Source organism: Ramlibacter sp. (assembly GCF_035548915.1).
Classification (GTDB): Bacteria; Pseudomonadota; Gammaproteobacteria; order Burkholderiales; family Burkholderiaceae_C; genus Ramlibacter.
The window spans coordinates 55,086-80,264 of the sequence record NZ_DASZSE010000037.1 but is presented as its reverse complement, the minus strand read 5'-3'; the positions used below and the strand labels follow the sequence as shown (position 1 = coordinate 80,264).

The following is a 25,179-nucleotide window of genomic DNA, read 5'->3' as shown; positions in this document are numbered from 1 at the left end:
GTCTTCAGGCCACGAGCGCGGCGACGGCCTTTCCGACTTCGACGGTTCCCGCTGAACCCCCAAGGTCGCGCGTCCGTGGCCCATCGCGCAGCACCTGCTCGATCGCGCGCAGGATCGCGTCGTGCGCGCCGCGATGACCCAGGAAGTCCAGCATGAGCGCGCCTGACCAGATCATCGCGATCGGGTTGGCGATGCCCTGGCCGTAAATGTCGGGTGCCGAGCCGTGCACGGGCTCGAAGAGCGACGGAAACTTGCGATCCGGGTTGAGGTTCGCCGAAGGCGCGATGCCTATGGTGCCGGTGCAGGCGGGCCCCAGGTCCGACAGGATGTCGCCGAACAGGTTGGTCGCGACCACGACGTCGAAGCGCTGAGGCTGCAGCACGAAGCGCGCCGACAGGATGTCGATGTGCTGCCTGTCGTGCGTCACGCCGGGATACCGCGCCGCCATGGCGTCGGCGCACTCGTCCCACCAGGGCATGCTGATGGCGATGCCGTTGCTCTTGGTGGCGACGGTCACGTGCTTGCGCGTGCGCTGCTGTGCCAGTTCGAACGCGTAGCGCAGCACGCGGTCCGCGCCGCGCCGCGTGAACACCGACTCCTGGATCACCATCTCGCGATCTGTGCCTTCGAAGATGCGGCCGCCGAGGTTGGTGTATTCGCCTTCGGTGTTCTCGCGCACCACGAAGAAGTCGATGTCGCCGGGCTTGCGGCCCGCGAGCGGGCAGGGCACGCCCTCGAACAGCCGCACCGGCCGCAGGTTGACGTACTGGTCGAACTCGCGGCGGAACTTGATCAGAGAACCCCAGAGCGAGATGTGGTCCGGGACGGTAGCGGGCCAGCCCGCGGCACCGAAGTAGATCGCATCGCAGCCGGCAAGCTGGCCTTTCCAGTCGGCCGGCATCATGGTGCCGTGTTCGGCGTAGTAGTCGCAGCTGGCCCAGTCGATGTGGCGCCACTCGAGCTGGATGCCGAAGCGCCGCGTGGCGGCTTCCAGCACGCGAAGGCCCTCGGGCATCACTTCCTTGCCGATGCCGTCTCCTGGAATCACGGCAATGGTGTGGGTATGGTGGGGCTTGGTGTTCATGCAGCAAGCTTAGGGACCTCCGGCGCGAACTTCAGCGCTTTGCGCCCGCTCGATTCGGCAATTCATGTCGATGTTGCGCGCTGCGCGGCATGTCCTGCCGGACGACAAATGCGTCCAATCCGCAAGGCGTCCCCATCGCTAATTTCGGACTTCGTTTCAACAGCAAAGAGGACGTGAGTTCGTGAGCAACCTGACTTTCTTCAAGTTCGACAAACCCGGCGCCGGCCGCGAGAGCGCACCGCTGCCGGAGCGACTCATCGCCGGCGATCCGCGCTTCACCAGCTGGGACGTGGAGCAGTCGCCCGACGGCAAGGTGCGCACGGGCATCTGGCAAACAACGCCGGGAACCATCCGCTCGATCAAGGGCGGCGTCTGGGAGTTCTGCTACATCCTCTGCGGCGTTTCGGAGCTGATCGAGGACGGCCAGGAGCCGATCCGGGTGCAAGCGGGTGACGCCTTCGTGATGAATCCGGACTACATCGGCCAGTGGCGCTGCATCGAGACGACGCGCAAGATCTGGGTGATCTACGGCAGCCAGTGACGGCATGCCCCGAGGAGAACTTGTCCGGCTGGTGTCGATGCAGCTTCTTGCCAACGCGTGCCTCACGGGCATGCGGATGGCGGCGCCGCTGCACGCGCTTCGACTGGGTCATGGAGAGGTCGCGGTCGGGACCCTCCTGGCGTTGTTCTCCGTTTCCCAGGTCTTTCTTGCGCTTCCCGCGGGCCGCTATTGCGAGCGTCACGGGCTGAAGCGTCCCGTCGTCTTCGGCATCCTCGGGATCGTCGCAGGCGGTGCGATCGCGGCGATCTGGCCGGTTCTCCCCACGCTTTGCATCGGCGCGGTGCTCACGGGAGGCGGCAACGGCATCGTGAGCATCGCGGTCCAGCGCCAGGTCGGGCGAATCGCGGGCGCGGCGGCCGCATTGCGCACCTCTTTTTCGTGGCTGGCCACCGGTCTTGCCCTTTCCAACGTGCTCGGCCCGGTCGTCGCCGGTGTCATGCTCGACGTGTGGGGCATCCGCGCGGCCTTCGCAGCGACCGCGGCGCTGCCGCTCCTTGCCTGCATGCTCCTGCCGGGCGCGACCGATCTCGTCGCAGGCGCTGCTCGTGCACCGCAGGTGCCGGGCGATGCGTGGGACCTCTGGCGCAACCCGGACCTGCGCCGCCTGCTTTGCATCACCTGTGTGCTGGCCGCCTGCTGGGATGTGCACATCTTTCTCGTGCCCGTGCTTGGAAACGAGCGGGGCTTGCCTGCATCGGTGATCGGCACGATCGTGGGAGCATTCGGGGCGGCGGCCGCCGCGGTGCGGTTGCTGACACCTCTCGTCGCCGCGAGGCTGCGTGAATGGGCGATCCTGTTCACAGCCATGCTGGGCACGGCCATCGTCTTTGCGCTCTATCCCTTGATGCCCGCCGCGCTGGCCATGGGCGCTTGCTCCGTGCTTCTGGGATTCACGATGGGCAGCACACAGCCGATGGTGATGAGCCTGCTGAACCAGCTGACGCCGCAGCACAGGTTCGGCGAGGCGGTGGCGATGCGCGTGATGGTGAACAACGTTTCCAGCGTCGGGGTGCCGATGCTGTGCGGCCTGGCCGGTTCCGTTCTCGGGGCCATGGGAGTGTTCTGGGGAGCGGGGTTGGTGGTGGGTGCGGCGAGCCGGCTGGCGCTGAAGCTCGGGACGCCTTAGGTCCGCCTCGCTAAAACTCGGCCACCTCGCCCCACGCGGACCGCCTGAATCGCCCCGGCTTGAAGGGCGCCGGGTCGAAGATCGGCTCCGCCCCGCTCACAAGGTCGGCGATCAGGTGACCGGCGCCTGGCCCGATGCCGAAACCATGACCTGAAAAGCCGGCAGCCAGGATGAATCCAGGAACCTGCGGCACCTCGCCGATGCCCGGCACGCCGTCGGGCGTGCTGTCGATGTAGCCTGCCCAGGTGCTGGCGATGCGGGCATCGCGCAGTGCGGGCATCAGCGCGAGTGCGCGACGATGCGTCTCGCGCGCGCCGGCCGGATCGGGTGCCGGGTCGAGGATGCGCGCACGCTCCATCGGCGTGGGCTCGTCGAGCTTCCACCGCGCCAGCGTCTCGTGTCCCCAGCGCATGCCTTCCAGCCCACCTGGGAACACGTTGCGCCAGCGTTTGGCGAACATCGGCACGAACTGCGGGGCAAAGCGCACGAGCTGCGGTGTCGGATCGACGCGGCCGCGCCCGCTGATCGCAAGCGTGTAGCTGCCGTCACGACGGCGAGTGACCGCGACACGCGCGGTTGCCAACGCATCGGGCAAGCGCTCCTGCACGGGCGAGACTTGCACGATGGTCTGGCGCACCGTTGCGCTGGGAAAGCGAATGCCCAGCTGGCGGCAGAAGGACGAGGCCCATGCACCCCCCGCGAGCACCACGGTTCGCGTCTTGATCGTGCCCGCTTCGGTGACGACACCGCTCACGCGTCCGCCTTCGAGCTCGACACCGCGCGCCGCGCAATTCTGGTGGACGCTGCCGCCCAGCTTGATGAGTGCGCAGGCCACGGCAGGCGCGGCCTTCGAAGGATCGGCCGTTCCATCGGACGGCGAGAAGACGCCGCCTTTCCACGTGCGCCCTGTTGCGCGGCCCCGGTCGGTCGCCTCACGACCGCTCAGCATGTGCGTCGTCACGCCCGCGGTCTTCGCGAAATCGCGCCAGCGCGCCCAGCGCGTGATTTCCTCATCGTCATCGCTCAGGTACAGCAACCCGTGACGCATGAAGCCGGTGTCCTCGCCGGTGTCGGCGGCAAATTGCTCCCAGAGCTCGAGGCTCCTCGTCGCCATCGGCAACTCGCGCGCATCGCGGTTCTGCTGCCGGCACCAGCCCCAGTTGCGGCTCGATTGCTCGGCCCCGATGCGGCCCTTTTCCACCACGGCGACGGACATGCCGCGCCTGGCCATGTAATAGGCCGCGAAGATGCCGATGATGCCGCCGCCGATGACGACCACCTCCGCTTGCGCTGGAAGGCCGGGCGAAGTTTCGATCTGGCGCAGGGGTTGGCGCATGGTGTCGACCTGGGGCTTTGCTCAATCTTGCACAGTTTGTACGACGTAGTACTTGGCGACGCGTTGCGTGCTCTCCCAGCCCACCGGCTCGCCCTGGGGCACGTACACGGAGTCGCCGGCATTCGCCGTCACGGCGGTGCCATCCGCGCACTCGAACCGCACGCTCCCGGCCAGCAGGTGCATGAATTCATTGACGGGATGCGGCCGCACGATGCGGTGATAACCCGTCGAATCCCAGGTGCCCGCGCGGCATCGGGTCTTGTCGTCGGTGAAGACGTTGTCGCTGCGGCACCGCGGCGCCGGTCCGAGGAGTGTTTGCGCCGGCGGCGGCGATGACGGTTCGAAGTCCGCCTCCGCGCGCAACTGCAGCTCGCCGTCGAGGACGACGATCGTCTCGGTGTGCGGGTAACGGTCGACCTCGAGTTCCCCGATGAAGGTGGCGCGGCCCGCGGCCATGTCGCCGCGGCCTTCCCATGCAACTTCGCGATGGCGAGCCAAAGGATCGTCCCTGCCGAGGGCCGTCCGACGGAAGGCGGTCGTGACGGGCTGGCCGTCGCCCCGGTTCAGGACGAGCGCAACGGTCTTTCGGGTCTTGATGGGTGTGTCCATGTTCTTCAGGAAACGGCGCGGCGCACTTCCGGCTGGTCCAGGACTTCGTCGAGCGTGCGATTCAGCCGGTCGAAGAGTTGCTCGAATTCGGCCGGCGTGTAGCAAAGCGCCGGCGCGAAGCCGAGGATGCCGTCGCCGAAAGCGCGGAAGATGAGACCGTTGCGATATCCGGCCGCGGCAACGCGGTCCGCAAGATTCAATGCCGCATCGAAGCGTGTCTTCGCCACCTTGTCGCTCACGAGTTCGAGGGCGCCGAGCAGGCCGCGCGATCGCGCTTCGCCGACAAGCGGGTGATGCGACATCGCCTGCAGGCCCGCTTCGAAATGGCGTGCGACTCGCTGGCCGTTCGCCAGGATGCCGCCTTCCTCGTAGAGGCGAATCACCTCGAGCGCCACCGCCGCACTGACCGGGTGCGCGCAATAGGTTGCACCGTGGCCGACCACGGCGCCTGCGGGCGTGCCGTCGGCGATGCCGGCGTAGACGCGCTCCGAGATCAGGAGGGCGCCCATCGGCGCGTAGCCGGACGTGAGGCCCTTCGCCACCGCCATCAAGTCCGGGGACACGCCCTCGGCTTCGCACGCGAACATCGGGCCCGTCCGGCCGAAGCCGGTGATGACTTCATCGGTCACGAACAGGACGTCGAGTTCGCGGCAAGCCTCGCGCATGGCCTTCAGCCACCCGACCGGTGGAACGATCACGCCGCCCGATCCCTGGATGGGCTCGCAGAAGAAGGCCGCGACGTTCCCGGCGCCCAGCTCGTTCACCTTGGCGCGCAGCGCGGCGACCGACGATGCGATCACTGCTTGCGCATCGTCGCCATGTGGATTTCGATAGGGGTAAGGCGATGCGATGTAGTGCTGTTCGGGCCGCGGCAGGTCGAAGCCGCGGTGGAAGGCGGGCAACGCCGTGAGCCCCGCCCCGGTGGAAGAGGAGCCGTGGTAGCCGCGCTCGATCGAGATGAACTGCTTCTTCTTCGGCCGGCCGGTGCTGTTGTAGTACTGCACGATGAGGCGCACGGCCGCGTCGACGGCTTCCGAGCCGCCGAGAGTCAGGTAGACGTGATCGAGGCCTGCCGGTGCGATTTCGACCAGCTTGGCGGCCAGCTCGATCGCCGGTTCGCTCGCGTAGCCGAAATAGCCCGTCGCGTAGGGGAGCTTGCGCATCTGCCGCGCCGCGGCTTCCACCACGCTTTCGTGGCCGTAGCCGATGTTGACGCACCAGAGACCGGCAAAGGCATCGAGCAGTTCCCGGCCTTCCGCGTCGCGCAGCCATGCGCCGCGTCCGGATTGGAGGACCGTCGCGCCGCGCTGTTCGTGGCCGCGCCAATTGGCGACGGGGTGCACGAGGTGCGCCCGGTCGAGGGCCACCAGCGATTCGTTCAGGGAGAGTTGAGCGGTGGGGATCATGCGGACAATCCTAGACGGCGTGCGCAGACGGTGATGCGGGATCGCGGGTGGCACGCGAACGACCATGCCGTTCTTGGCGCGTGAAAAGAAGAATCTGCGCCCGCTAGTAGCCCTTCGTTCGATCAACCATCCCCACAAGAAAGTCTCCGCGCCGGTGTCGCCGGATGTTGTCCAGCAGGATCGGCGCGGCGGTCTCGGGCTGCGTCATGCTGGCCACATGCGGCGTGACGAACACGCGCGGATGGCCCCAGAACGGGTGACCCGCGGGCAGGGGTTCGGGATCGGTGACGTCGAGAATGGCGCGTGACAGGCGTCCCGAGTCGAGCGCCGCGAGCAGGTCCGCATCGACCACGTGCGGACCGCGGCCCACGTTGATCAGCGACGCGCCGGCAGGAAGCGCAGCGAACACTTCGCGGTTCAGCATGCCTTGGGTCTCCGCCGTGAGCGGCAGCAGGCACACGAGGATGTCGGAGCCTTCGAGAAAGGGCCGCAGCTGCTCGGCGCTGGAGAACGTTTCCACACCCGCCAACGTGCGCGCCGAGCGATTCCATCCGCGCAATCGAAAGCCGTAGACCGCCAGCCGCTCCAGCACCGCGGTGCCCAGGCTTCCGAGCCCCATCACACCGACGCGGCGTGACGAAGCCGGCGGCACTTCGATGGGATTCCAGCTGCGCGACGACTTCTGCGCGACGTAATCGAAGAAGTCGCGGTGCAGCGCAAGCACCGCCAGGCTCACGTATTCCACCATGCCATCGATGATGCCGGGCTCGACCATGCGCACGAGCGGCACATGCGCCGGCAGCGCGGAGAAATCCACGTGGTCCACGCCGGCACCGGAAGAGAACAGGACCCGCAAGCGGGGCAGGGAAGCGATGAATTCGGGCGGCGCCTGCCACGCGATCAGGTATTCGATGTCCGCCAGGTTCCCGGCGTCGGGCCAGACGCGGAAGTCGAGGTCCGGTGCATGTTCCGCGAAGAAGCGTGCCCATGCAGCGCCGCGCGCCGCGTCGGAGCGGTACAGGACGGCCATCGCCTACCAGCCCCCGACCCAGCCGTCGAAGAGGCCCTCGGGCAGTGTGTCGATGTCGGCGCCGCGGAGGAACCCGAAGTCGCAGCCGCGATGCGCTTGTTCCACCTGCGCGTCGTACAGCTTGCGATAGCCGCGCACATGCCTGCGCGGCGGCGGCTTCCAGGCTTCGCGCCGGCGGGCCAGCTCCTCGTCGCTGACGCAAAGGTGCAGGCGTCTCTGGGCGACGTCGAGCTCGATCACGTCGCCGTCGCGCACGAGCGCCAGTGGACCGCCGACGGCTGCTTCCGGAGAAACATGAAGGACGGCGGCGCCATAGGCCGTCCCGCTCATGCGCGCATCGGAGATGCGCAGCATGTCGCGCACGCCGCGCTCCATCAGCCGCCGCGGCAGCGGCAGCATGCCCCACTCGGGCATCGCGGCGCCCACCGGGCCGGCATTGCGCAGCACGAGGACGCTATCCTCGTCGATGTCGAGCGCGGGGTCGTCGATGCGATCCGCGACGGTCTGGACGTCTTCGAACACCACCGCGCGGCCGCGATGCCGGCGCAGCTTCGGGTCCGCGGCACACGTCTTGATGACGGCGCCGTCGGGGGCGAGGTTGCCCTTCACCACCACCAGCGTTTCGCCCGGTTTGACCGGCTTGTCGAGGGGCCGGATCACCTCGGGGTCCAGCACCGTTGCGGCCTCGGCGATCTGCCCGAGGGTGCGGCCGTCCACGGTGGGGGCGTCGAGGTGCAACAAGGGCGCGAGTGTCTTCAGCAACGCGGGCACGCCGCCGGCCGCCATCAGGCGCTCCGTAAGGTGTTCGCCCGCCGGCTGCACGTTGGCGATCAGCGGCACGCGTCGGGCGATCGCGTCGAAGCGGTCCAGGCTCAAGGGGACGCCGACGCGGCCGGCCAGCGCCAGCAGGTGGATGATCGCGTTGGTCGATCCGCCCACCGCACACAGCAACGTGATTGCGTTGTCGAACGCGCGCGCGTCCAGGATCTCTTCCGGACGAGGGCCGCCACTTGCCGCAAGCCCCACGGCACGCCGCCCGGCTTCGCGCGCGAAGTGGCTGCGCCGCCTGTCCGTGGCCGGCACCAGGCTGCTGCCCGGCAGGGCAACGCCCAGCGCTTCGCAGATCACGGACATCGAGGATGCAGTGCCCATCTCCGCGCAGTGGCCCACGGTCCCCATCACGTCCCGCTCGAATGCGGCGAAGTCGCACTGCGAATCCCCGGCGCGTAACTGGTCGACGAGACGCCAGACGCCGGTGGCATTGGCCAGCGGCCCGCCGCCCGCGGAGCGCGGCGTGGCCGGGCCGCTCGCGAGGAACACGAACGGCATGCGCGCGCTCGCCGCCCCCATGAGCAACGCAGGCTGCGTCTTGTCGCAGCCGCCCAGCAGCACCACCGCATCGAAGGGATAGCCGCGCAGCGTTTCCTCGACCTCCATCGCCAGCAGGTTGCGCAACGGGAATGAGGTGGGTTTGACGATGTTCTCGCTGATCGACATCAGCGGCACTTCGAACGGGATGCCGCCCGCCTCCAGCACGCCGGTGCGGAGCTCTTCGGCCAGCGCGCGCAGGTTCAGGTTGCACGGGTTCAGTTCGGACCAGGTGTCGAGGATGCCGATGACGGGGCGTGTCATCAGGTCTTCGCGGCTCCAGCCGGCCGCCGCGAGCGTCGAGCGGTGCACGAAGCCGGGGAGGTCGTCCTTGCGGAACCAGCGGGCGCTGCGCAGCGTGGGATTCTTCGATTGCTTGTCGTCCATCCCGGCATGCTCGCGCCGCGCCGATGGCGCGGGCTAGGACGAATTTGGCGCGAGTCGTCTACGGCACAACGCTGCGTCCGCGCGCCGGACTTCCGGCTTTTGCTGCGTCAGCCGAGGGCACAACCGCAGCATCTGCGGCGCCCGCGACCCTAGCATTCCTGCATCGAACCACACCCTTTCGAGGAGACGCCCGCCATGACCTTCCGCCCCAAATACATCACCTTCGACTGCTACGGGACGCTCACCTACTTCCCGATGCACCAGGTGGCCTACGACATCTACGAAGGCCAGTTGCCGCCCGAGCAGATGCACGGGTTCATCAAGAACTTCGCCGACTATCGGTTCGACGAAGTGATGGCGGACTGGAAGCCCTACCTCGAGGTCATCCACTGCGCGCTGGAGCGTGCGTGCAAGCGGCACGGCCTCGCGTACCGTCCGGAGCACGCGAAGCGGGTCTATGACGCGGTTCCCACCTGGGGCCCGCACGCCGACGTGCCGCACGCGCTCACCCGCGTGGCGAAGAAGATTCCGCTCGTCATCCTGTCCAACGCCATGAACGAGCACATCCAGTCCAACGTGGAGAAGCTCGGGGCGCCTTTCCACAAGATCTACACGGCACAGGACGCCGGTGCGTACAAGCCGCGGCTTCAGGCTTTCGAGTACATGCTGGACCAACTGGGCTGCGCGCCCGAAGACGTCCTGCACGTGTCGGCCAATCCGCGCTACGACATCTTCGCCGCGCACGACGCGGGCATCGTCGACAAGGTGTTCGTGAACCGCGGCCATGAACCGAGGCCCAACGACGCCTACAGCTTCGCGGAGATCCGCGACATCAACGGATTGCCGGCGCTGGTTGGGCTTTAGGACCGGTTCGCGCGCCGCCCACGGCGCGCATCGCGCGCGGTGCGAAGGGGCGCGGGTCGAGCTTCGGTTCGCGACCGAGGATCGCGTCCGCGACCAGGGCACCCGTGACGGCGCCCAGGGTCATCCCGAGATGTCCGTGCCCGCAAGCGACGTAGGCATTCGAAACGACAGTGGACGCTCCGATCACCGGCAATGAGTGCGGCACCGACGGGCGAAACCCCATCCATCGAGTCCACTGCGCCGCGCGCAATCGCGGGAAAGCGGCTCTCGCCCTTTCGACCATCGCATCGGCCCTTCGCCAATCGGGGCTTCTTTCGAGCCCCGCGATCTCCACGGTGCCTGCAAGCCTGAGCCGCCCTTGCATCGTCGACGCGAAGAACGCCCCGTCCGACACCAGGACCGGTCTCGAGAACCGGATGCCGGGGTTCTCGATCTCGACGTGATAGCCCCGCTCGGTATCGAGGGGGATGTCGCACCCTACGTCTGCAGCCAGTCGCCTGGAGAAGGCGCCCGCGGCGACGACGACTGCTGCATCATCAAGAGAAAGTTCGCGACCGTCATCGCAACGGATCGCGCGCGGGCGGCCATGCGCCACGGCGATGCTGTCCGCTGCGACCCGATGGAACGCAGCTCCCAGTTCCGTTGCCCGGTCTGCAAGCCGCCGGCAAAGCAGCGCCGGGCTGTCGAGCGACGCATAGTCCGGGAAGTAGAGGCCCTTGTGCACGGGACCGACATCCGGTTCCATGTCCCGCACGTGCCGCTCGTCCAGGATTTCGATGTTGGCGCCACGCCGGCGCCGCAGTCCGATGGCGGCCTGGGCGCCTGCGAACGAGGCCGGAGAGTGATACAGCATCAGCGCGCCCGTGCGCCGGATGTCGTCCTCGATCCGGAGTTCGCAGAACAGACGCTCGTAGTCCTCCAATGCGAATCGCGCGATCGAATGGAGTGCTCGGGAAATCTGCTCCACCCGGTGCGGCCTGCATGCAAGCAGGAACCGGATCAGCCATGGAAGCGCCTTGACGAAGTAAGCGGGCTTTACCACGATCGGCCCCTGCTGCCGAAGCAGGAAGCCCGCCGCCCCCGTCAGCATGGACGGCATGCCGATGGGGACGGCGGCATCCACCGCGATGACGCCCGCATTGCCGTGCGAGCAGCCGCTGCCCGGGGCGCTCGGATCGACGAACTCGACCTGCATGCCCTGCGCAAGCAGCCGCAGACCGACGTTGAGCCCGATGACGCCGGTGCCGATCACGACGACGCGCCGGACGGTCATGCGTCGAGCCAGACGTGTTCGGCGAAGCTGAACCCCATCAGGCCTCCCAGCGGGATCGGCGACAAGCCACGCAGCTTGCGGTTGTGCCCATCCAGTGCGGACATGAAGTAGGGGATGGCGAGGCTGCCCTCCTCACTGATGATGGATTGCAGGTCCGCGTACATGCGTCCGCGTTTCACATCGTCGATCTCGCCCCTGGCGGCCAGCAGCAGCTGGTCGAACTTCTCGTTCTTCCAGCCGGCCTCGTTTTGTGGTGCATCGGACTTGAAGAAGAGCGACAGCATCACGTCCACGGAAGGCCGCGGCTGGATCATGCCGAAACCCATGGGGTGCTTCATCCAATGCTGCGCCCAGTAGCCGTCCGACGGCATGCGGCGCACGTCCAGGTTGACGCCGGCCTTGCGCGCCTCGTGCTGCAGGATCAGCGCGATCTCGATGGATCCTGCAGCGACCGGCGAAGCCACCATGGGAATGGCCGCCGATGACAGGTTGGCCCGCTGCAGGTGCCATCTGGCCTTGTCGGGATCGTAGGCACGCTGCTTGAGGCCTTTCGCGTAGAAGCGCATGCTGGGATGGATCGGCTGGTCGTTCGCGACGACGCCGTGGCCGAGCATGATCTGGCGGACCATCTGCCCGCGATTGAACAGGCACTTCATGCCCTGGACGAAGTCGGGATTGTTCCCCGGTGCACTGTCGCGGCGCATGACGAGGTCGGTGTAGGGCCCTGCCTTGGTCTCGAAAATGGCGTGCTGGCTGCTCGCCGTGACGCGAGCGACCGAGCGCGGATCGATCGCCAGCGCAAGATCGATTTCGTTGGCGAGCAGGCTGTTCACCCGCGCGGTTTCTTCCGCGATGCCGACGTGCTCGATCTCGTCGATGAACGGCCGGTTCGGTTTCCAGTAGTCCTCGTTGCGCACGCCGATGGCGCGCACCCCGGGCCGGAACTCCTTCAGCCTGTACGGGCCGGTGCCGATGCCGGCGTTGAAGTCCGTCGTGCCGTCCTTGACGATGTGGAAGTGATACGTGCCCAGGATCACCGGCAGGTCGGCATTGGGTGAAGCAAGGCGAATCGTGACTTCGTTGGGACCGCTTGCCGCCACGTCCTCGATCTGGTCGGCCAGCGTCTTCGCGCGCGAGCCCGTCGCGGGATTCTTGTGGCGCATGATCGAGAAGATGACGTCCTGCGGGCTGAGCGGCTTGCCGTCGTGGAAGGTCACGCCCTTGCGCAGCTTGAACACCCAGGTCTTCGCATCCCGGGTCGTGAATTCCTCGGCCAGCTGCGGCTGTGGCGTGAGGCTGCCGTCCAGGTACGTGAGGCCGTTGTAGAACATGAAGCCGCGCACGTAGTCGGTCCCGTTGGACTGCTTCGCGGGGTCGAGGGTGTCGCTCGCAGCCCCCGTCGATCCCGCCACTGTGATGCGGCCGCCTTTGCGCGCCGTCTGCGCGTGCGCCGCCGCCGCTGCCGTTGCCATGCTGCCGGCGAGTGCGGCATGCATCCCCGCGGCCGTGAGTAGCGCAACCACGTCCCGGCGGGTTGCGCCGCGGTTCAGGGCTTCTTTCATCAGCTGCGAGCTTTCATGAGCGCCGACCAGGGTCGGGACGTGGTTGTTTTCCATTGGCGAGTCTCCTGGAGGTCGATCAAAGTCCCACGAGGGCGGGAAGGCCGTTGATGTCGCGAATCTCGGCGTGGCTGAAAGCGGCGTTGGGCGATGGCTCGTGGCCGCGGTTGACGAACACCTTGTTGACGATGCCGAGCTCGTGCGCGGAAAAAATGTCGTAGCGCGGGTTGGCCGAGACGTGGAGGATGTCTTCCGGCGCGCAGCCGAGCTGGTCGAGCATGTATTCGAAGGCGGCAAGCCGGGGCTTGTAGGCACGCGCGTCTTCCGCCGTGTAGACCTTGTGGAAGGGTGCGCGCAGCTTCTCGACGTTCGAGTGGATCTGCGCGTTCATCGCGTTGGACAGGATGACGAGCGGGATCTTCTTGCCCACGCGCGTCAACGCATGCGGCACGTCCGCGTGCGGGCCCCAGGTCGGCACGAGGTCATGGATCCGGCGGGCGTGCTCGTCGCGATACGCCAGCTTGTGCTTCCTGCACGCGCGCTCGAGCGACGAGCGCAGCACGTCCAGGTACGGCTTCCAGTCGCCCATGGCTTCGTCGAAGCGGTAGTCGTTGAAGCTCTCGAGGAACGAGCGCATCTGCTGCGGCGCAAGCTGGCCCTCGTAGATGTCGTATGCCGCCTGGTGCATCGGGTAGTAGGTGAGTGTGCCGTAGCAATCGAAAGTGATGTACTTGGGGCGGAAGGTCATGTTGGCGTTGCTCCTGTGATGAGATGGACAAAGGGGTCGGCCGAATTTAGGAGGCGCAGCAAGGTCGTGCAATCCACGAATTGTTGGAGTCGCTATAACACCAGGTCATGCACAGCCTGCGCCGCAAGCTTCCCAGCGCGAATGCGCTCTTCGCATTCGAGGCCGCGGGTCGCTGCGGCAATTTCACGAAGGCTGCGCTGGAGCTTTACGTCACCCAGCCGGCGGTAAGCCGCATGCTTGCGCGAATGGAAGATCACATCGGGGTGAGGTTGTTCGAGCGCGCGGGGGGACGCGTCATGCTCACCGAAGACGGGCAGATCCTCCATCGGCGGATCGCCGAGGGATTTCGTGGGATCGAGACGGCGCTCGATGAGATCGAGGCGCGCAGGACAGGCATGGAGACCGTCACGCTGTCGATCTCCACCGCATTCACGACGCACTGGCTGATGCCGCGCATGGCCGACCTGCAGAAGGCCTTCCCGCATGTCGAGCTGCGGTTCAAGCTGGTACCCGCGTTCCTGAAAGGTCCCGTGGAAGACGTCGACCTCGGGATCCGCTACCTCGCGCAAGGCGATCCCGGACGCGATCACAGCACGTTCCTCATGCCGGAACTTCTCATGGCGGTATGCAGCCCCGCGTATCGCGATTCGCATCGGGGGGCGCCTTCCCCCGTCGAAGACACCGTGGTCGCGATCAGCGGCGGTGACCGCGATTGGTATGCCCGCTTCGACCGCTTTGCGCAGGAAGGACGGCGGGCGGCGAAAGTGCTGGACTTTTCGGACTATGCGATCGTTGTCCAGGCCGCGCTGCTGGGGCAGGGTGTCGCGCTCGGCCACGTGAACGTCGTGACCCACTGGCTGCTGGAGGGTTCGCTCGTCCCGGCCGTCGATGAAGTGCGAGCCACGGATCGCGACTGCGTGCTCGCATATCCCGGCGCGCGGCCCTTGCGGCCCGTCGTCGCGCAATTGCGAGACTGGATCGTGGAGGAGATGAGATCGGATGTCGCGCGGGTCGACTCGATCCATGCGGCCCTGGACCTTCGCGCGCGAAGTTGCGCCACCGTCCGCCGCAGCTGAATGCCTCGGGCCTCACCAGGGCCACGCGACGCGCGTGCCGAGGTGCAGAGCCTGCGCGCGGGCGTAGACGAGCCTTGCGACGGTGAGATCCTGCAATGCGAGGCCTGTCATGTCGAAGACGGTGATGTCGCCGTCGCCGCGTTCGAACGGCGAATTTCCGAGCAACAGCTGCCCAAGTTCGATGACCGGCGTGTCGCGCGACCACTGGAGCTCGCCGAGCTGCAAAGCCTGTTCACGGTCATCTGCGATCACGCGCGCGCGCTCCAGGACGCCCGCGGGCAGTTCGCGCTTGCCCGCCGTATCCGCGCCGACGCAGTTGAGGTGCGTGCCTGGGCGAATGGCCGAAGCATCGAAGAGCGGTCCGCCGCCCGGCGTCGCTGTGATGATCACGTCACTTTCGGCGACGGCTGCGTTCGCGTCATGCGCGCAGCGGATGTCGCATTGCGCGCGGAACAGAGATTCGAACGCGGCGTCCGTGTCGCGGTTGACGGAAACGTAGTGGACGGTCTCGAGGCGCCGCAGCGTGCGCAGTGCAAACCGCAGTTGGGAAGCGGCCTGCACCCCGGCGCCGAATACGGTGACCCGGCTGCTGTCCGGCCGTGCCAGCGTGCGCAGGCCCAGGCCCCCCGCCGCACCCGTGCGCACCGTCGTGATCGCGTTTCCGTCGATCACGCACAGCGGGCGTCCGGTGGCGGGGTCGAACAGCAGGATGGTCGCCTGGTGCGGCTCGCCACCGCGTTGCCGGTTGTCCGGCCAGAAGCCGGCGGCCTTGAATCCGAGAAGGCCTTTCGACGGCACGTCGCCCGACTTGATCCCGAAGATCCCGCCCGTTGCGAGCTTCTCGCGCACCACGGGAAAGACGCGGCCTTCGCGCCGCCCGTGCAGCAGGAACGCTTCGCGCACGGCGGCTGTGACATCGGCCGGGTCCAGCAGCGCATTCACCGCGTCCCTGTCGATCATGAGCAACGTGGCTTCACTTCTCATCGCGTGCGCTTTCCAGTGCAAGACGTGCCACCGCGACGAACCACTTCACGCCACCCGCGAGTGCGTCGTCGTTGAAGTCGTACGACGGATGGTGCAAGGGAACGCAACCCTGAGCCCCCGCCTGCCCCAGCCAGAGGTAGGCGCCCGGCCGCTCCCGCAACATGAACGCGAAATCTTCCGAGGTGAAGGCAGGCGACGGAGAGACCCGGGCTTGCAGCCCCGCCCGCCGCGCGGCTTCGAGTGCGCAGCCCGCCTCTTTCTCGCTGTTGACGGTGGCCGGGTAGTAGCGGACGTATTGCACTTCGATGGTCGTGCCCGTGCCCAGCGCCACGCCGGCGGCGATGTCGCGCACCGCGCGTTCGATGGTGTCCTGGACGATTGCATCGAAGCTGCGCACGGTGCCGGTGAGCTCCACGGCCGAAGGCAGCACGTTGTGCGACTGGCCGCCGCTGATGCGCGTGACCGACAGCACCGCGTTCTGCGTGGGCGGCACGCGCCGCGACACGATCGTGTGCAGCTGCGAGACCAGCTCGGCCGCTGCAAGCACCGCATCGGGCGTCTGGTGCGGCAAGGCCGCGTGCGCGCCCTTGCCGCGCACGACGATGTCGAAACGATCCGCCGCGGCCATGATCGCGCCCGGCCGCGTGGCGGCAACGCCCACCGGCAGGTCGGGCCAGTTGTGCAGGGCGTAGACCGATTCACAAGGAAAGCGCTCGAACAATCCTTGCTTCACCATCTCGCGCGCGCCGCCTCGGCCTTCTTCGGCGGGCTGGAAGATGAATGCGATCGCGCCGTCGAAATCGCGCGTTCGCGCGAGGTGGCGCGCCGCGCCGAGCAGCATCGCGGTGTGGCCGTCATGGCCGCAGGCATGGTGGACACCGGAAATGCGGCTGGCGTACGGGCGATCGCCTTGTTCGAGGATCGGCAAGGCGTCCATATCGGCGCGCAGGCCCACCATGCGGGTCGGCTCGCCGCTGCGCAGCACACCGACGACGCCGGTTCCCGCGATGCCCTCGTGCACTTCGATCCCCAGTTCGCGCAGCTCGTCGGCAACGCGCCGCGACGTGCGGTGCTCCTCGAAGGCCATCTCGGGGTTGGCATGCAGGTCGCGCCGGAAGGCGACGAGCCCGGGAAGGAGGTCGGCAATCTCGCCGTGCAGTCGTTCGGAGTCCATCTGGGGCCCGATCCTCGGGCCTCGGGCCGCACGCGCGCTAGGACGAACTTGGCGTCTCGCCCGTCTCATTGGAAGCGCCGCAGACCATGCCGCCGCCCCAGCCCAAAACCGCAGTTTTGATCATCCGCCGCCATGCGTTCGCCACACAACGTTTGCGGCGCGGTGCTCCAATGCCGTCAGGTACAGGCCCAAACAGGAGAACGCCATGGAACACGACAAGCCCCTCGCAAGCATCGTTGGCCCGCACGAGAGCACTCGCATCATGGGCGTGCTCCAGCGCGGAGCCAGCCGCCGCGACGTCCTCGCGATGCTCACGGCCGCCGGCATGCAAGTCACGCTCGCGGGCGCCATCGCGAGCGCTGCGGCAAGCGCGCAAGCCGCCACGCCGCGCAAGGGCGGCCGCATCCGGGTCGCAGGCCCGGTGTCGGGGGTGAGCGACACGCTGGACCCCGCGAAGCAAAGCAACCAGGCCGACTACGCGCGCGGCTTCATGTTCTACAACGGCCTCACGGTGCTCGACGGCAGCCTCACGCCTCAGCCGTCGCTCGCCGAGGAGTTCGCCACCAAAGACGCGAAGACCTGGGTCTTCAAGCTGCGCAACGGTGTCACCTTCCACGACGGCAAGCCCCTCACGCCCGCGGACGTGGTGTTCTCTCTGATGCGGCACAAGAATCCGGCCACCGGCTCCAAGGCCAAGGTATTGGCCGACCAGATCGAGGCCGTGACGGCATCCGGCCCCAACGAGGTGACGATCCGCCTCGCCGCACCCAATGCCGACCTGCCCGCCATCCTCGGCACGTACCACTTTCACATCGTCAAGGACGGGACGACGGACTTCAATGCCGGCATCGGCACCGGCCCGTACAAGGTGAAGGAGTTCAGGCCGGGCGTGCGGTCCATTGCCGTGCGCAACGAAAACTACTGGAAGCCCGGGCGGCCGTACCTCGACGAGATCGAGTACGTCGGCATCGCGGACGAACCCGCGCGCGTCAATGCGCTGCTGGCCGGCGAGCTCGACCTGATCGGCACCGTCAATCCGCGCTCCATCGACCGCATCAACGGCAGCGGCAAGGCCACCATCTTCGAAACGAAGGGCGTGTCGTACACCGACCTCATCATGCGGCGCGACAGCGGCCCCGGCGCGAACCCCGATTTCGTGGTGGCGATGAAGCTGCTGTTCAACCGCGAGCAGATGCTGAAGTCGATCCAGCTGGGCCGGGGCGTCGTGGCCAACGACCAGCCTATCAACCCTGCCAACCGGTTCTTCTTCAAGGGCTTGCCGCAGCGCCCCTACGACGCCGACAAGGCCAAGTGGCACCTGAAGAAGGCCAACCTGGGCAGCGCTGCCATTCCCGTGGTGGCGTCGCCGGCCGCCACCAGTTCCGTCGAGATGGCGCTGGTGCTGCAGTACACGGCACGCCAGGCCGGGTTGAATCTCGAGGTGCGCAACATGCCGGCCGACGGCTACTGGTCGCAGCACTGGATGAAGCACCCGATCAGCTTCGGCAACGTCAACACGCGGCCGACCGCCGACCTCGCGATGACGCTCTTCTTCAAGTCCGATGCGCCCTGGAACGAGGCGGGCTGGAAGAACGAGAAGTTCGACCAGCTGCTCGTGGCCGCGCGCGCCGAAACCGACGTCGCCAGGCGCACGCAGATGTACGCCGACATGCAGACGCTCATCAACCACGACGGCGGCATCGGCATCCCGATGTTCCTCTCCAGCCTGGATGGCCAGAATGTGAAGCTGAAGGGCCTGCAGCCGAATTCGCTGGGCGGCATGATGGGCTCCAACTTCGCCGAGAACGTCTGGCTGGAGTCATGAACTCCGCCATCTTCCGGCTCGTGGCGGGCCGCATCGCTTCCGCGGTCGCGTCGCTGCTGGCGGTCTCGGCGGTCGTCTTCGCGATCACCGCGGTGCTGCCGGGCGACGCCGCCGAAGAGAAGCTCGGACAGGAAGCCACGCCTGAAACGCTGGCCGCGCTGCGCAAGGAGATGGGTCTGGATCGCAGTGCGGCCGCGCGGTATCTCGACTGGCTCGGCGGCATCGTGAAGGGCGACGCCGGCAAGTCGGTGGTCACCGGCGTGCCGGTTGCCGAATCGATCAAGAGCCGCCTGCCCAATTCGCTGCTGCTCGCCGCGGTGACGACGGCTTTCGCCGTGCCGCTCGCGCTCGGCCTGGGCATTCTTTGCGCGTTGTGGCGAGGCTCCACCTTCGACCGGATGACGAACATGGCCACCGTTGCCGTCGTGTGCGTGCCCGAATTCCTCGTCGCCACGCTTGCGGTGCTCGTGTTCGCGGTGCACCTCAAATGGTTGCCCGCGCTGTCGTACGAGGTCGAGCTTTCATCGCCCGGTGCGATGCTGCGCTCGTTCGCCCTGCCGGTTTTGAGTCTCGGCAGCGTGATCGTCGCCCAGATGCTTCGCATGACGCGCGCGGCGGTGATCGATCAGCTGTCGGCGCCCTACATCGAAATGGTCCGCCTGAAGGGCGCGAGTGCCGCGCGGACCGTGTGGTTCCACGCGCTGCCCAATGCGATCGGCCCGATCGCGAACGCCGTCGCGCTGAGCCTTTCTTACCTGCTGGGCGGCGTGATCATCATCGAAGTGATCTTCAACTACCCCGGCATCGCCCGCCTGATGGTGGATGCCGTCACCCAGCGCGACATGCCGCTCGTGCAGGCCTGCACGATGATCTTCTGCGCCGGCTACCTGATCCTGGTGCTGCTCGCCGACGTGTGCGGCATCGTCGCCAACCCCCGGCTGAGGCATCGATGAACACTGCCGCACTTCTTCCGCCGGCGGCTGCCGCGCGCAGACGCAAGCTGCTTGCGAGCTGGTCGCGCAGCGGCAAGCTGGGCCTGGCCGTGATCGCGTTCTGGTGCCTCGTCGCACTGGCCGCGCCGTTCCTGCCCGCCGACGCGCTCGGCGAGATGTCGGACGCCGGTGTGTTCCAGGGCATGAGCGTGCAACACTGGCTCGGCACGGACTACCTGGGCCGCGACATGCTGGTGCGCATCGTCGCGGGCACGCCGTACACGATCGGCGTCGCGCTCGTCGCCACGCTCATCGCGTGCGCGTTCGGCGCCGTGCTGGGCTTGCTGGCCGCGGTCGCGGGGGGATGGCTCGACCAGGCGCTCAGCCGCTTTCTCGACACGCTGGTCTCCATCCCGAGCAAGATGCTCGCGCTCGTGATCGTCGCGGGCTTCGGCTCGTCGGTCCCGCTGCTGATCGCGGTGGCCGCCGTCGTGTACACGCCGGGGAGCTACCGGATCATCCGCTCGCTTGCCGTGAACATCAACGCGATGGACTACATCACGGTCGCGCGCGCACGCGGCGAGCGCAGGCCTTACATCATGCGTCGCGAAATCCTGCCGAACATCCTCGGCCCGCTGCTGGCGGACATGGGGCTGCGATTCGTGTATGCGCTGCGCCTGCTCGCGAGCCTCAGTTTTCTCGGGCTGGGCGTGCAGCCGCCCATGGCCGACTGGGGCTCGCTCGTGCGCGAGAACCTCGGCGCGTTGCCGATGGGCGGCGTCTCGGTCCTCGGGCCGTCGCTCGCCATCGCCACGCTCACCATCGCGATCACGCTGGTCATCGACAACCTGCCGGGCCACACGGACGCAGACCGGGAGACACACTGATGGGCGCGACCGTCATCGTGAACGAACTGCGTGTCGTCGCGCAAGCGCCCGGCGGCGCGGAAACGAAGATCGTGAACGACGTGTCGTTCCAGATCGAGCCGGGCGAGGTGCTGGCGCTCATCGGCGAATCGGGGTCGGGCAAGACCACGATCGGCCTGGCCCTCATGGGCTACGCGCGCCGCGGCTGCCGCATCGCGGGCGGCGCCGTGCGAATCGGCGAAACCGACGTGCTGGGGCTTTCCGAGAGCGAGCGTCGCGCATTGCGAGGCCGTCGGGTGTCGTACATCGCGCAAAGCGCGGCCGCGTCGTTCAACCCGTCGCGCACGATCATGGACCAGGTGGTGGAAACCGCGCACATCCACTCGCTGATGCCACGCGCCGAGGCGCAAAGGAAAGCGGTGCAACTGTTCCGCGAACTGGCCCTGCCGCATCCGGAGACCATCGGCTCGCGTTATCCGCACCAGGTCTCGGGCGGGCAGCTGCAGCGCCTGATGGCCGCGATGGCGCTCATGAGCGACCCCGACCTCGTGATCTTCGACGAGCCGACCACGGCGCTGGACGTGACGACGCAGATCGAAGTGCTGCACGCCTTTCGCCGCGTGGTGCGCGAGCGCCGCACGACGGCCGTGTACGTCACGCACGACCTCGCGGTCGTCGCGCAGATGGCCGACCGGATCCTCGTGCTGCGCGACGGCGCGCAGCGCGAGGTCGGCTCGACCGCGCAGATCGTCACGGCGCCGCAGGACGACTACACGCGCAGCCTCATCGCCGCCGCGAACCCGAAGGCGCGCTCGGGCGACGTCGTCGCAGAAGGCGCGAGGCCCTTGCTCGAAGTGCGCGAGCTCATCGCGGGCTACGGCCCCATCGACAGGCACGGCCGGCCGGCGGCCCCGGTGCTGGATGACGTGAGCCTGCGTCTGCATCGCGGCCAGGCGGTCGGCGTGATCGGCGAATCGGGCTCCGGCAAGACCACGCTCGCGCGCGTCGTGGCGGGCCTGCTCGCGCCCACCGGCGGGCAGATCCTCTTCGACGGCAAACCGCTTCCGCGGCGGGTCGAGGAACGCTCGCTCGACCAGCTTCGCCGCATCCAGATCGTCTTCCAGATGGCCGACACGGCGCTGAACCCCGCGCACACGATCGCCGACATCCTGGCGCGGCCGCTGCAGCTCTATCGCGGCCTCAAGGGCGAAGCGCTGCACAAGCGCATCGCGCAGCTGCTGGATCTGGTGCAACTGCCGCAGTCGTGCGCGCGCCGCGCACCGGCGGGGCTTTCCGGCGGGCAGAAGCAGCGCGTGAACCTGGCGCGCGCGCTCGCCGCGGACCCGGACCTGGTGCTGTGCGATGAAGTGACTTCGGCGCTCGACACCGTCGTCGGCGCGGCGATCCTCGACTTGCTCGCGCAGCTGCGCAAGGAGCTCGGCCTCGCGTACATGTTCATCAGCCACGACCTGAACACCGTGCGGGCGGTGTGCGACGACATCGTCGTGCTCTACGCGGGCCAGAAGGTGGAGTCGGTGAGCAGGTCGGCATTCGGGCATGCCGCGCGTCACCCCTATTTCCACCTGCTCGCGACCTCCGTGCCCGAGCTTCGCCAGGGCTGGCTCGATCAGGTCGGAGCCGCGCGCCGGGCCGCACTGCCTCTGGTCGCCGCGCCGGCCGAACGCGCGGGCTTGTGCAGTTTCCTCGACCGTTGCCCGTTGCGTGTGCCCGGCCAGTGCGACACGCGCACGCCGCCGCGCCGGGCGCTCGAGGGCGGCGTCGAGGTGTTTTGCCATCGCAGCGGCGCCGAGCTGATGGCCCTGCAAGGCGGCGACGCCGTGCAGGAACACGCGGCGTGACGGGCGCCGCCGACACGAACAACGGCTTTGCACTGAACGACATGAAGACATTGACCTGCATCGCGGGCCGCTGGCAGGCGGCCCAGGACGGACGCGAGTTCGACGTTCGCAATCCCGCGGACGACTCGCTCGTTGCGCGTGTCGCCGACGGCGGCGCGGCGGATGCCCGGCTCGCGGCCGACGCTGCTGCGCAGGCGCTGGCCGGGTGGAAGGCGCGCACGCCGCGAGACCGCTGCCAGCTGCTCAAGAAATGGCACGCCCTGATCGAACGGGACGGGCAGCCGCTTGCCGAACTGATCTCGCGTGAGCAGGGCAAGCCGCTTGCCGAGGCGCGCGGTGAAATCTCGTACGCCAACGGGTATGTCGAATGGTTCGCGGAAGAGGGCGTGCGCGCCTATGGCGAAATCATTCCCGCGCCGGTGACCTCGCGCCGCATGCTGGTGGTGAAGGAAGCCGTGGGTGTCGTCGCCGTCATCACACCGTGGAACTTCCCGGCCGCGATGATCGCGCGCAAGATCGCGCCCGCGCTCGCCGCGGGTTGCACGGTGGTGGCCAAGCCCGCCGAGGACACGCCGCTCACCTCGCTGGCTCTCGTGGCGCTGGCCGAAGAAGCCGGCGTGCCGCCGGGTGTCCTCAACATCGTTCCGGCGTCGCGCGACCGCACGCCCGAAGTCGCCGGTGCGTGGCTGGCCGATCCGCGCGTGCGCAAGATCAGCTTCACCGGCAGCACCGCGGTCGGCAAACTCCTTGCGCGCGAATCGGCGGCCACGCTGAAGAAGCTGTCGCTGGAGCTCGGAGGCAATGCGCCCTTCATCGTCTTCGAGGATGCGGACATCGCCGCGGCGGTCGAAGGCCTGATGGCGGCGAAGTTCCGCAACGGCGGGCAGACCTGCGTGAGCCCGAACCGCGTGTACGTTCACGAGGCGGTGCATGATCGCTTCGTCGACAAGCTGGCCACGCGGGTCGGTGCCCTGCGCGTCGGGCCCGCGACATGGCCCGATGCGGAGATCGGGCCGATGATCAACGCGCGCGCCGTCGAGAAGATCGAACGTCACGTGAAGGACGCGGTGGCGCGAGGCGCGAAGGTGGCCGTCGGCGGCCAGCGCGTCCGCAACGACGTGGCGAACGGCCCGAACTATTACGCGCCCACGGTGCTCACGGGCGCGACGAAGGACATGGAATTGTCCTGCGAGGAAACCTTCGGTCCGGTGGTGCCCGTCTTCAGGTTCTCGACGGAAGAGGAAGTGATCCGAGAAGCCAACGACACGCCGTTCGGTCTGGCGGGCTACTTCTTTTCGAACGACATCCAGCGCATCTGGCGTGTCGCGGGCGCGCTCGAGACGGGTCTGGTCGGCATCAACGAAGGCGCCATTTCCGCCCCGGCGGCGCCGTTCGGCGGCGTGAAGGAGTCGGGGTACGGGCGCGAAGGCTCGCACTGGGGCCTCGACGAGTACCTGCACACGAAGTATCTGTGCCAGGGCGGCCTCGCATGAAGGTCGTGCCGCGCCTGAGACGGGAGTGACGAGCCGAGCGCCGACCTGCTAGACTGATGCCACAGGAGATGGCATGCCTCCTCGAACCGCCCGGGCGCGACGCCTGGGCTGATGATGCCTACACGGTGGCCGGCGTCGCGCGCGGCTGCGGTGTCGGGATCGTCGCTAGTCTTGCTATCCCGACCTGCAAACGCGCGCTCCGCTGCCAGCCATGGACGAAGGAGCACGATGGAACCGACTGGATTTGCAGCAGTGGGAGCCGGCGCCGCAGCCGGCGCATGGCTTCGCTGGTGGCTCGGCGTACGACTCAACCCCGTCTTTCCGACCATTCCGCTGGGCACCCTGGTGGCCAACCTCGTCGGCGGCTTGCTCGTCGGCGTCGCGGTTGCGTTCTTCGAGCGCAATCCGAACCTGCCGCCCGAGGCCAGGTTGCTGGTCATCACCGGATTCATGGGCGGGCTCACGACGTTCTCGACATTCTCCAGTGAAGTGGTGGGCCTGATCGGTCGCGGCGAATACGGATGGGCGGCGGGCGCGGCCGGCCTTCATCTGTTCGGCTCGCTCGTGCTCACGGGTCTGGGTATCGCGTTCGTCGCGGCGGCGGCAAGGGCCACGGCATGAATCGCGCGCGACCATCGGCTGCCGTGTGCGGCCGGGCAAGGCCACCTCTTCAAGGAGAAGCGACGTGAACGGCTGCTACCTCAAGTTCTACGTGCAGGAAAAGCGGCGACTGCACGGCATCCTCGCTTACGAGTGGATTCTCGAGCAGGCGAAGAAAGCCGGCATCCATGGCGGCTCGGCGTTCCGCGCGATCGCCGGCTACGGCCGCCACGGCGTGCTGCACGAGGACCACTTCTACGAACTCGCGGGCGACTTGCCGGTGGAAGTCGGCTTCGCCGTCACGGAGGAAGACGCCCAGCGGCTGCTGGACCTGCTGGCCGCGGAGCAGGTGTCGCTGTTTTACGTGCGCTTCCCGATCGAATTCGGCGTCATCAACGAGTGAATGCGCGCCCCGCGCACGGGCGCGGGCCAGCCGCTGCTCGGCTCGCCGCTATGGCCTCATGCCGAATCCGCATGCGACTGTTCACGATATCTTATCGATAGTCGCAAAGATCAAAGCATCCCTGAACTAAGCTGCGCCTCCCGAATGTCCCGTTTCCAAGGAGCCTCATGACAACGGTTGTTCTCGGCGTGATCGGCGCCGACTGCCACGCGGTCGGCAACAAGATCATCGATCACTTCCTCACGAACCAGGGTTTCAAGGTCGTGAACCTGGGCGTCATGGTGAGCCAGGACGAATTCGCCGACGCCGCGATCGAAACCGGCGCCCAGGCCATCCTCGTCTCATCCATCTACGGCCACGGGGAAATCGACTGCCTCGGCTTCCGCGGCCGCTGCATCGAGCGCGGCCTGGAAGACGTCGTGCTCTACGTGGGCGGCAACCTCGTCATCGGCAAGCGCGACTTCGCCGAGATCGAACGGCTCTTCCTCGACATGGGATTCGACCGCGTGTTCTCGCCCAGTGTGGACCTCCACGAAGTCGCCCGCATGCTGCGCGAAGACATCGCATCGCGCGCAGCCGGCCTCGAACACCGCGAAGAAGCAATCGCCGCGTAAG

General features: G+C 67.5%; 23 protein-coding genes and 1 riboswitch. Of the genes, 12 read left to right on the top strand and 11 right to left on the bottom strand.

The window, feature by feature from the left end; translation table 11 throughout:
- Positions 1-4: 4 nt before the first annotated feature.
- Positions 5-1,084, bottom strand: coding sequence for a tartrate dehydrogenase (locus VHA82_RS13660; RefSeq protein ID WP_325544530.1), 1,080 nt, complete (start codon positions 1,082-1,084; stop codon positions 5-7).
- 181 nt (positions 1,085-1,265) lie between these two features.
- Between VHA82_RS13660 and VHA82_RS13655 the strand changes: the two genes are divergently transcribed.
- Complete coding sequence (locus VHA82_RS13655; protein ID WP_325544528.1) at positions 1,266-1,625, top strand: cupin domain-containing protein; 360 nt, start codon at positions 1,266-1,268, stop codon at positions 1,623-1,625.
- A gap of 4 nt (positions 1,626-1,629) precedes the next feature.
- Positions 1,630-2,772 carry an MFS transporter gene (locus VHA82_RS13650; RefSeq protein ID WP_325544526.1) on the top strand — a complete coding sequence of 381 codons (1,143 nt, stop codon included), beginning with the start codon at positions 1,630-1,632 and terminating at the stop codon, positions 2,770-2,772.
- 10 nt (positions 2,773-2,782) lie between these two features.
- On the opposite strand, the gene VHA82_RS13645 is transcribed toward VHA82_RS13650, so the two are convergent.
- The 5 genes from VHA82_RS13645 to VHA82_RS13625 all read right to left on the bottom strand — a co-directional run bounded on the left by VHA82_RS13645 (position 2,783) and on the right by VHA82_RS13625 (position 8,908).
- A complete protein-coding gene (locus VHA82_RS13645) occupies positions 2,783-4,108 on the bottom strand; it encodes an FAD-binding oxidoreductase (RefSeq protein ID WP_325544524.1) in 1,326 nt (441 codons plus the stop codon).
- A 21-nt stretch (positions 4,109-4,129) separates the two neighbouring features.
- Entirely contained in the window at positions 4,130-4,717 is a 588-nt protein-coding gene (locus VHA82_RS13640; RefSeq protein ID WP_325544523.1) for a cupin domain-containing protein, read from the bottom strand.
- A 5-nt stretch (positions 4,718-4,722) separates the two neighbouring features.
- Entirely contained in the window at positions 4,723-6,123 is a 1,401-nt protein-coding gene (locus VHA82_RS13635; protein ID WP_325544522.1) for an aspartate aminotransferase family protein, read from the bottom strand.
- A 103-nt stretch (positions 6,124-6,226) separates the two neighbouring features.
- Complete coding sequence (locus VHA82_RS13630) at positions 6,227-7,153, bottom strand: glyoxylate/hydroxypyruvate reductase A (protein ID WP_325544521.1); 927 nt, start codon at positions 7,151-7,153, stop codon at positions 6,227-6,229.
- A 3-nt stretch (positions 7,154-7,156) separates the two neighbouring features.
- Positions 7,157-8,908, bottom strand: a complete 1,752-nt coding sequence (locus VHA82_RS13625; RefSeq protein WP_325544520.1) for a dihydroxy-acid dehydratase — start codon at positions 8,906-8,908, stop codon at positions 7,157-7,159.
- Between the two features lie 195 nt (positions 8,909-9,103).
- Here VHA82_RS13625 and VHA82_RS13620 point away from each other — a divergent pair, with 195 nt between their 5' ends.
- The gene (locus VHA82_RS13620; protein WP_325544519.1) at positions 9,104-9,772 is read left to right on the top strand and encodes a haloacid dehalogenase type II; all 669 of its coding nucleotides are present in this window, start codon (positions 9,104-9,106) and stop codon (positions 9,770-9,772) included.
- On the opposite strand, the gene VHA82_RS13615 is transcribed toward VHA82_RS13620, so the two are convergent.
- From VHA82_RS13615 to VHA82_RS13605, 3 genes are read right to left on the bottom strand one after another with little or no spacing between them, the layout of a single operon-like run.
- Positions 9,741-11,045 (bottom strand): NAD(P)/FAD-dependent oxidoreductase, encoded by a 1,305-nt coding sequence (locus tag VHA82_RS13615; RefSeq protein WP_325544518.1) that lies wholly within the window; start codon positions 11,043-11,045, stop codon positions 9,741-9,743. The two genes, VHA82_RS13620 and VHA82_RS13615, sit on opposite strands and share 32 nt — an antisense overlap.
- The gene (locus VHA82_RS13610; protein WP_325544516.1) at positions 11,042-12,661 is read right to left on the bottom strand and encodes an ABC transporter substrate-binding protein; all 1,620 of its coding nucleotides are present in this window, start codon (positions 12,659-12,661) and stop codon (positions 11,042-11,044) included. The genes VHA82_RS13615 and VHA82_RS13610 overlap by 4 nt, the downstream gene beginning before the upstream one ends.
- A 22-nt stretch (positions 12,662-12,683) precedes the next feature.
- The gene (locus VHA82_RS13605) at positions 12,684-13,352 is read right to left on the bottom strand and encodes a haloacid dehalogenase type II (protein WP_325544514.1); all 669 of its coding nucleotides are present in this window, start codon (positions 13,350-13,352) and stop codon (positions 12,684-12,686) included.
- Positions 13,353-13,459: 107 nt separating this feature from the next.
- Between VHA82_RS13605 and VHA82_RS13600 the strand changes: the two genes are divergently transcribed.
- Entirely contained in the window at positions 13,460-14,428 is a 969-nt protein-coding gene (locus tag VHA82_RS13600; protein ID WP_325544512.1) for a LysR substrate-binding domain-containing protein, read from the top strand.
- A gap of 12 nt (positions 14,429-14,440) precedes the next feature.
- Here the strand turns inward: VHA82_RS13600 and VHA82_RS13595 are convergent, their stop codons facing one another.
- Positions 14,441-15,412, bottom strand: a complete 972-nt coding sequence (locus VHA82_RS13595; protein ID WP_325544510.1) for an ornithine cyclodeaminase family protein — start codon at positions 15,410-15,412, stop codon at positions 14,441-14,443.
- Complete coding sequence (locus VHA82_RS13590; protein ID WP_325544508.1) at positions 15,402-16,586, bottom strand: M20 aminoacylase family protein; 1,185 nt, start codon at positions 16,584-16,586, stop codon at positions 15,402-15,404. The genes VHA82_RS13595 and VHA82_RS13590 overlap by 11 nt, the downstream gene beginning before the upstream one ends.
- Before the next feature lie 205 nt (positions 16,587-16,791).
- Here VHA82_RS13590 and VHA82_RS13585 point away from each other — a divergent pair, with 205 nt between their 5' ends.
- The 8 genes from VHA82_RS13585 to glmS all read left to right on the top strand — a co-directional run bounded on the left by VHA82_RS13585 (position 16,792) and on the right by glmS (position 25,178).
- Complete coding sequence (locus VHA82_RS13585) at positions 16,792-18,411, top strand: ABC transporter substrate-binding protein (RefSeq protein WP_325544505.1); 1,620 nt, start codon at positions 16,792-16,794, stop codon at positions 18,409-18,411.
- Positions 18,408-19,364 carry an ABC transporter permease gene (locus VHA82_RS13580; protein ID WP_325544503.1) on the top strand — a complete coding sequence of 319 codons (957 nt, stop codon included), beginning with the start codon at positions 18,408-18,410 and terminating at the stop codon, positions 19,362-19,364. The genes VHA82_RS13585 and VHA82_RS13580 overlap by 4 nt, the downstream gene beginning before the upstream one ends.
- The gene (locus VHA82_RS13575; protein WP_325544501.1) at positions 19,361-20,230 is read left to right on the top strand and encodes an ABC transporter permease; all 870 of its coding nucleotides are present in this window, start codon (positions 19,361-19,363) and stop codon (positions 20,228-20,230) included. Before VHA82_RS13580 ends, VHA82_RS13575 begins: the two co-directional genes overlap by 4 nt.
- Entirely contained in the window at positions 20,230-22,068 is a 1,839-nt protein-coding gene (locus tag VHA82_RS13570) for an ABC transporter ATP-binding protein (protein ID WP_325544499.1), read from the top strand. The genes VHA82_RS13575 and VHA82_RS13570 overlap by 1 nt, the downstream gene beginning before the upstream one ends.
- 41 nt (positions 22,069-22,109) lie before the next feature.
- Entirely contained in the window at positions 22,110-23,561 is a 1,452-nt protein-coding gene (locus tag VHA82_RS13565; protein WP_325544697.1) for an NAD-dependent succinate-semialdehyde dehydrogenase, read from the top strand.
- A gap of 55 nt (positions 23,562-23,616) precedes the next feature.
- A riboswitch (Fluoride riboswitch) is annotated at positions 23,617-23,689 on the top strand.
- A gap of 100 nt (positions 23,690-23,789) precedes the next feature.
- The gene (crcB, locus tag VHA82_RS13560; RefSeq protein ID WP_325544497.1) at positions 23,790-24,182 is read left to right on the top strand and encodes a fluoride efflux transporter CrcB; all 393 of its coding nucleotides are present in this window, start codon (positions 23,790-23,792) and stop codon (positions 24,180-24,182) included.
- Positions 24,183-24,246: 64 nt separating this feature from the next.
- Positions 24,247-24,564, top strand: coding sequence for a DUF190 domain-containing protein (locus VHA82_RS13555; RefSeq protein ID WP_325544495.1), 318 nt, complete (start codon positions 24,247-24,249; stop codon positions 24,562-24,564).
- 167 nt (positions 24,565-24,731) lie between these two features.
- On the top strand, positions 24,732-25,178 hold the full coding sequence (gene glmS, locus VHA82_RS13550; RefSeq protein WP_325544493.1) for a methylaspartate mutase subunit S: 447 nt from the start codon (positions 24,732-24,734) through the stop codon (positions 25,176-25,178).
- Position 25,179 lies beyond the last annotated feature (1 nt).

Excerpts from the sequence above, each read along its gene's own strand:
- VHA82_RS13590 (WP_325544508.1), bottom strand. The coding sequence starts at position 16,586 with ATGGACTCCGAACGACTGCACGGCGAGATTGCCGACCTCCTTCCCGGG.
- VHA82_RS13580 (WP_325544503.1), top strand. The coding sequence starts at position 18,408 with ATGAACTCCGCCATCTTCCGGCTCGTGGCGGGCCGCATCGCTTCCGCG.
- VHA82_RS13595 (WP_325544510.1), bottom strand. The coding sequence starts at position 15,412 with ATGAGAAGTGAAGCCACGTTGCTCATGATCGACAGGGACGCGGTGAAT.
- VHA82_RS13645 (WP_325544524.1), bottom strand. The coding sequence starts at position 4,108 with ATGCGCCAACCCCTGCGCCAGATCGAAACTTCGCCCGGCCTTCCAGCG.
- VHA82_RS13625 (WP_325544520.1), bottom strand. The coding sequence starts at position 8,908 with ATGGACGACAAGCAATCGAAGAATCCCACGCTGCGCAGCGCCCGCTGG.
- VHA82_RS13585 (WP_325544505.1), top strand. The coding sequence starts at position 16,792 with ATGGAACACGACAAGCCCCTCGCAAGCATCGTTGGCCCGCACGAGAGC.
- VHA82_RS13650 (WP_325544526.1), top strand. The coding sequence starts at position 1,630 with ATGCCCCGAGGAGAACTTGTCCGGCTGGTGTCGATGCAGCTTCTTGCC.
- VHA82_RS13630 (WP_325544521.1), bottom strand. The coding sequence starts at position 7,153 with ATGGCCGTCCTGTACCGCTCCGACGCGGCGCGCGGCGCTGCATGGGCA.
- crcB (WP_325544497.1), top strand. The coding sequence starts at position 23,790 with ATGGAACCGACTGGATTTGCAGCAGTGGGAGCCGGCGCCGCAGCCGGC.
- VHA82_RS13640 (WP_325544523.1), bottom strand. The coding sequence starts at position 4,717 with ATGGACACACCCATCAAGACCCGAAAGACCGTTGCGCTCGTCCTGAAC.
- VHA82_RS13600 (WP_325544512.1), top strand. The coding sequence starts at position 13,460 with ATGCACAGCCTGCGCCGCAAGCTTCCCAGCGCGAATGCGCTCTTCGCA.
- VHA82_RS13575 (WP_325544501.1), top strand. The coding sequence starts at position 19,361 with ATGAACACTGCCGCACTTCTTCCGCCGGCGGCTGCCGCGCGCAGACGC.
- glmS (WP_325544493.1), top strand. The coding sequence starts at position 24,732 with ATGACAACGGTTGTTCTCGGCGTGATCGGCGCCGACTGCCACGCGGTC.
- VHA82_RS13615 (WP_325544518.1), bottom strand. The coding sequence starts at position 11,045 with ATGACCGTCCGGCGCGTCGTCGTGATCGGCACCGGCGTCATCGGGCTC.
- VHA82_RS13565 (WP_325544697.1), top strand. The coding sequence starts at position 22,110 with ATGAAGACATTGACCTGCATCGCGGGCCGCTGGCAGGCGGCCCAGGAC.
- VHA82_RS13605 (WP_325544514.1), bottom strand. The coding sequence starts at position 13,352 with ATGACCTTCCGCCCCAAGTACATCACTTTCGATTGCTACGGCACACTC.
- VHA82_RS13660 (WP_325544530.1), bottom strand. The coding sequence starts at position 1,084 with ATGAACACCAAGCCCCACCATACCCACACCATTGCCGTGATTCCAGGA.
- VHA82_RS13570 (WP_325544499.1), top strand. The coding sequence starts at position 20,230 with ATGGGCGCGACCGTCATCGTGAACGAACTGCGTGTCGTCGCGCAAGCG.
- VHA82_RS13620 (WP_325544519.1), top strand. The coding sequence starts at position 9,104 with ATGACCTTCCGCCCCAAATACATCACCTTCGACTGCTACGGGACGCTC.
- VHA82_RS13610 (WP_325544516.1), bottom strand. The coding sequence starts at position 12,661 with ATGGAAAACAACCACGTCCCGACCCTGGTCGGCGCTCATGAAAGCTCG.
- VHA82_RS13635 (WP_325544522.1), bottom strand. The coding sequence starts at position 6,123 with ATGATCCCCACCGCTCAACTCTCCCTGAACGAATCGCTGGTGGCCCTC.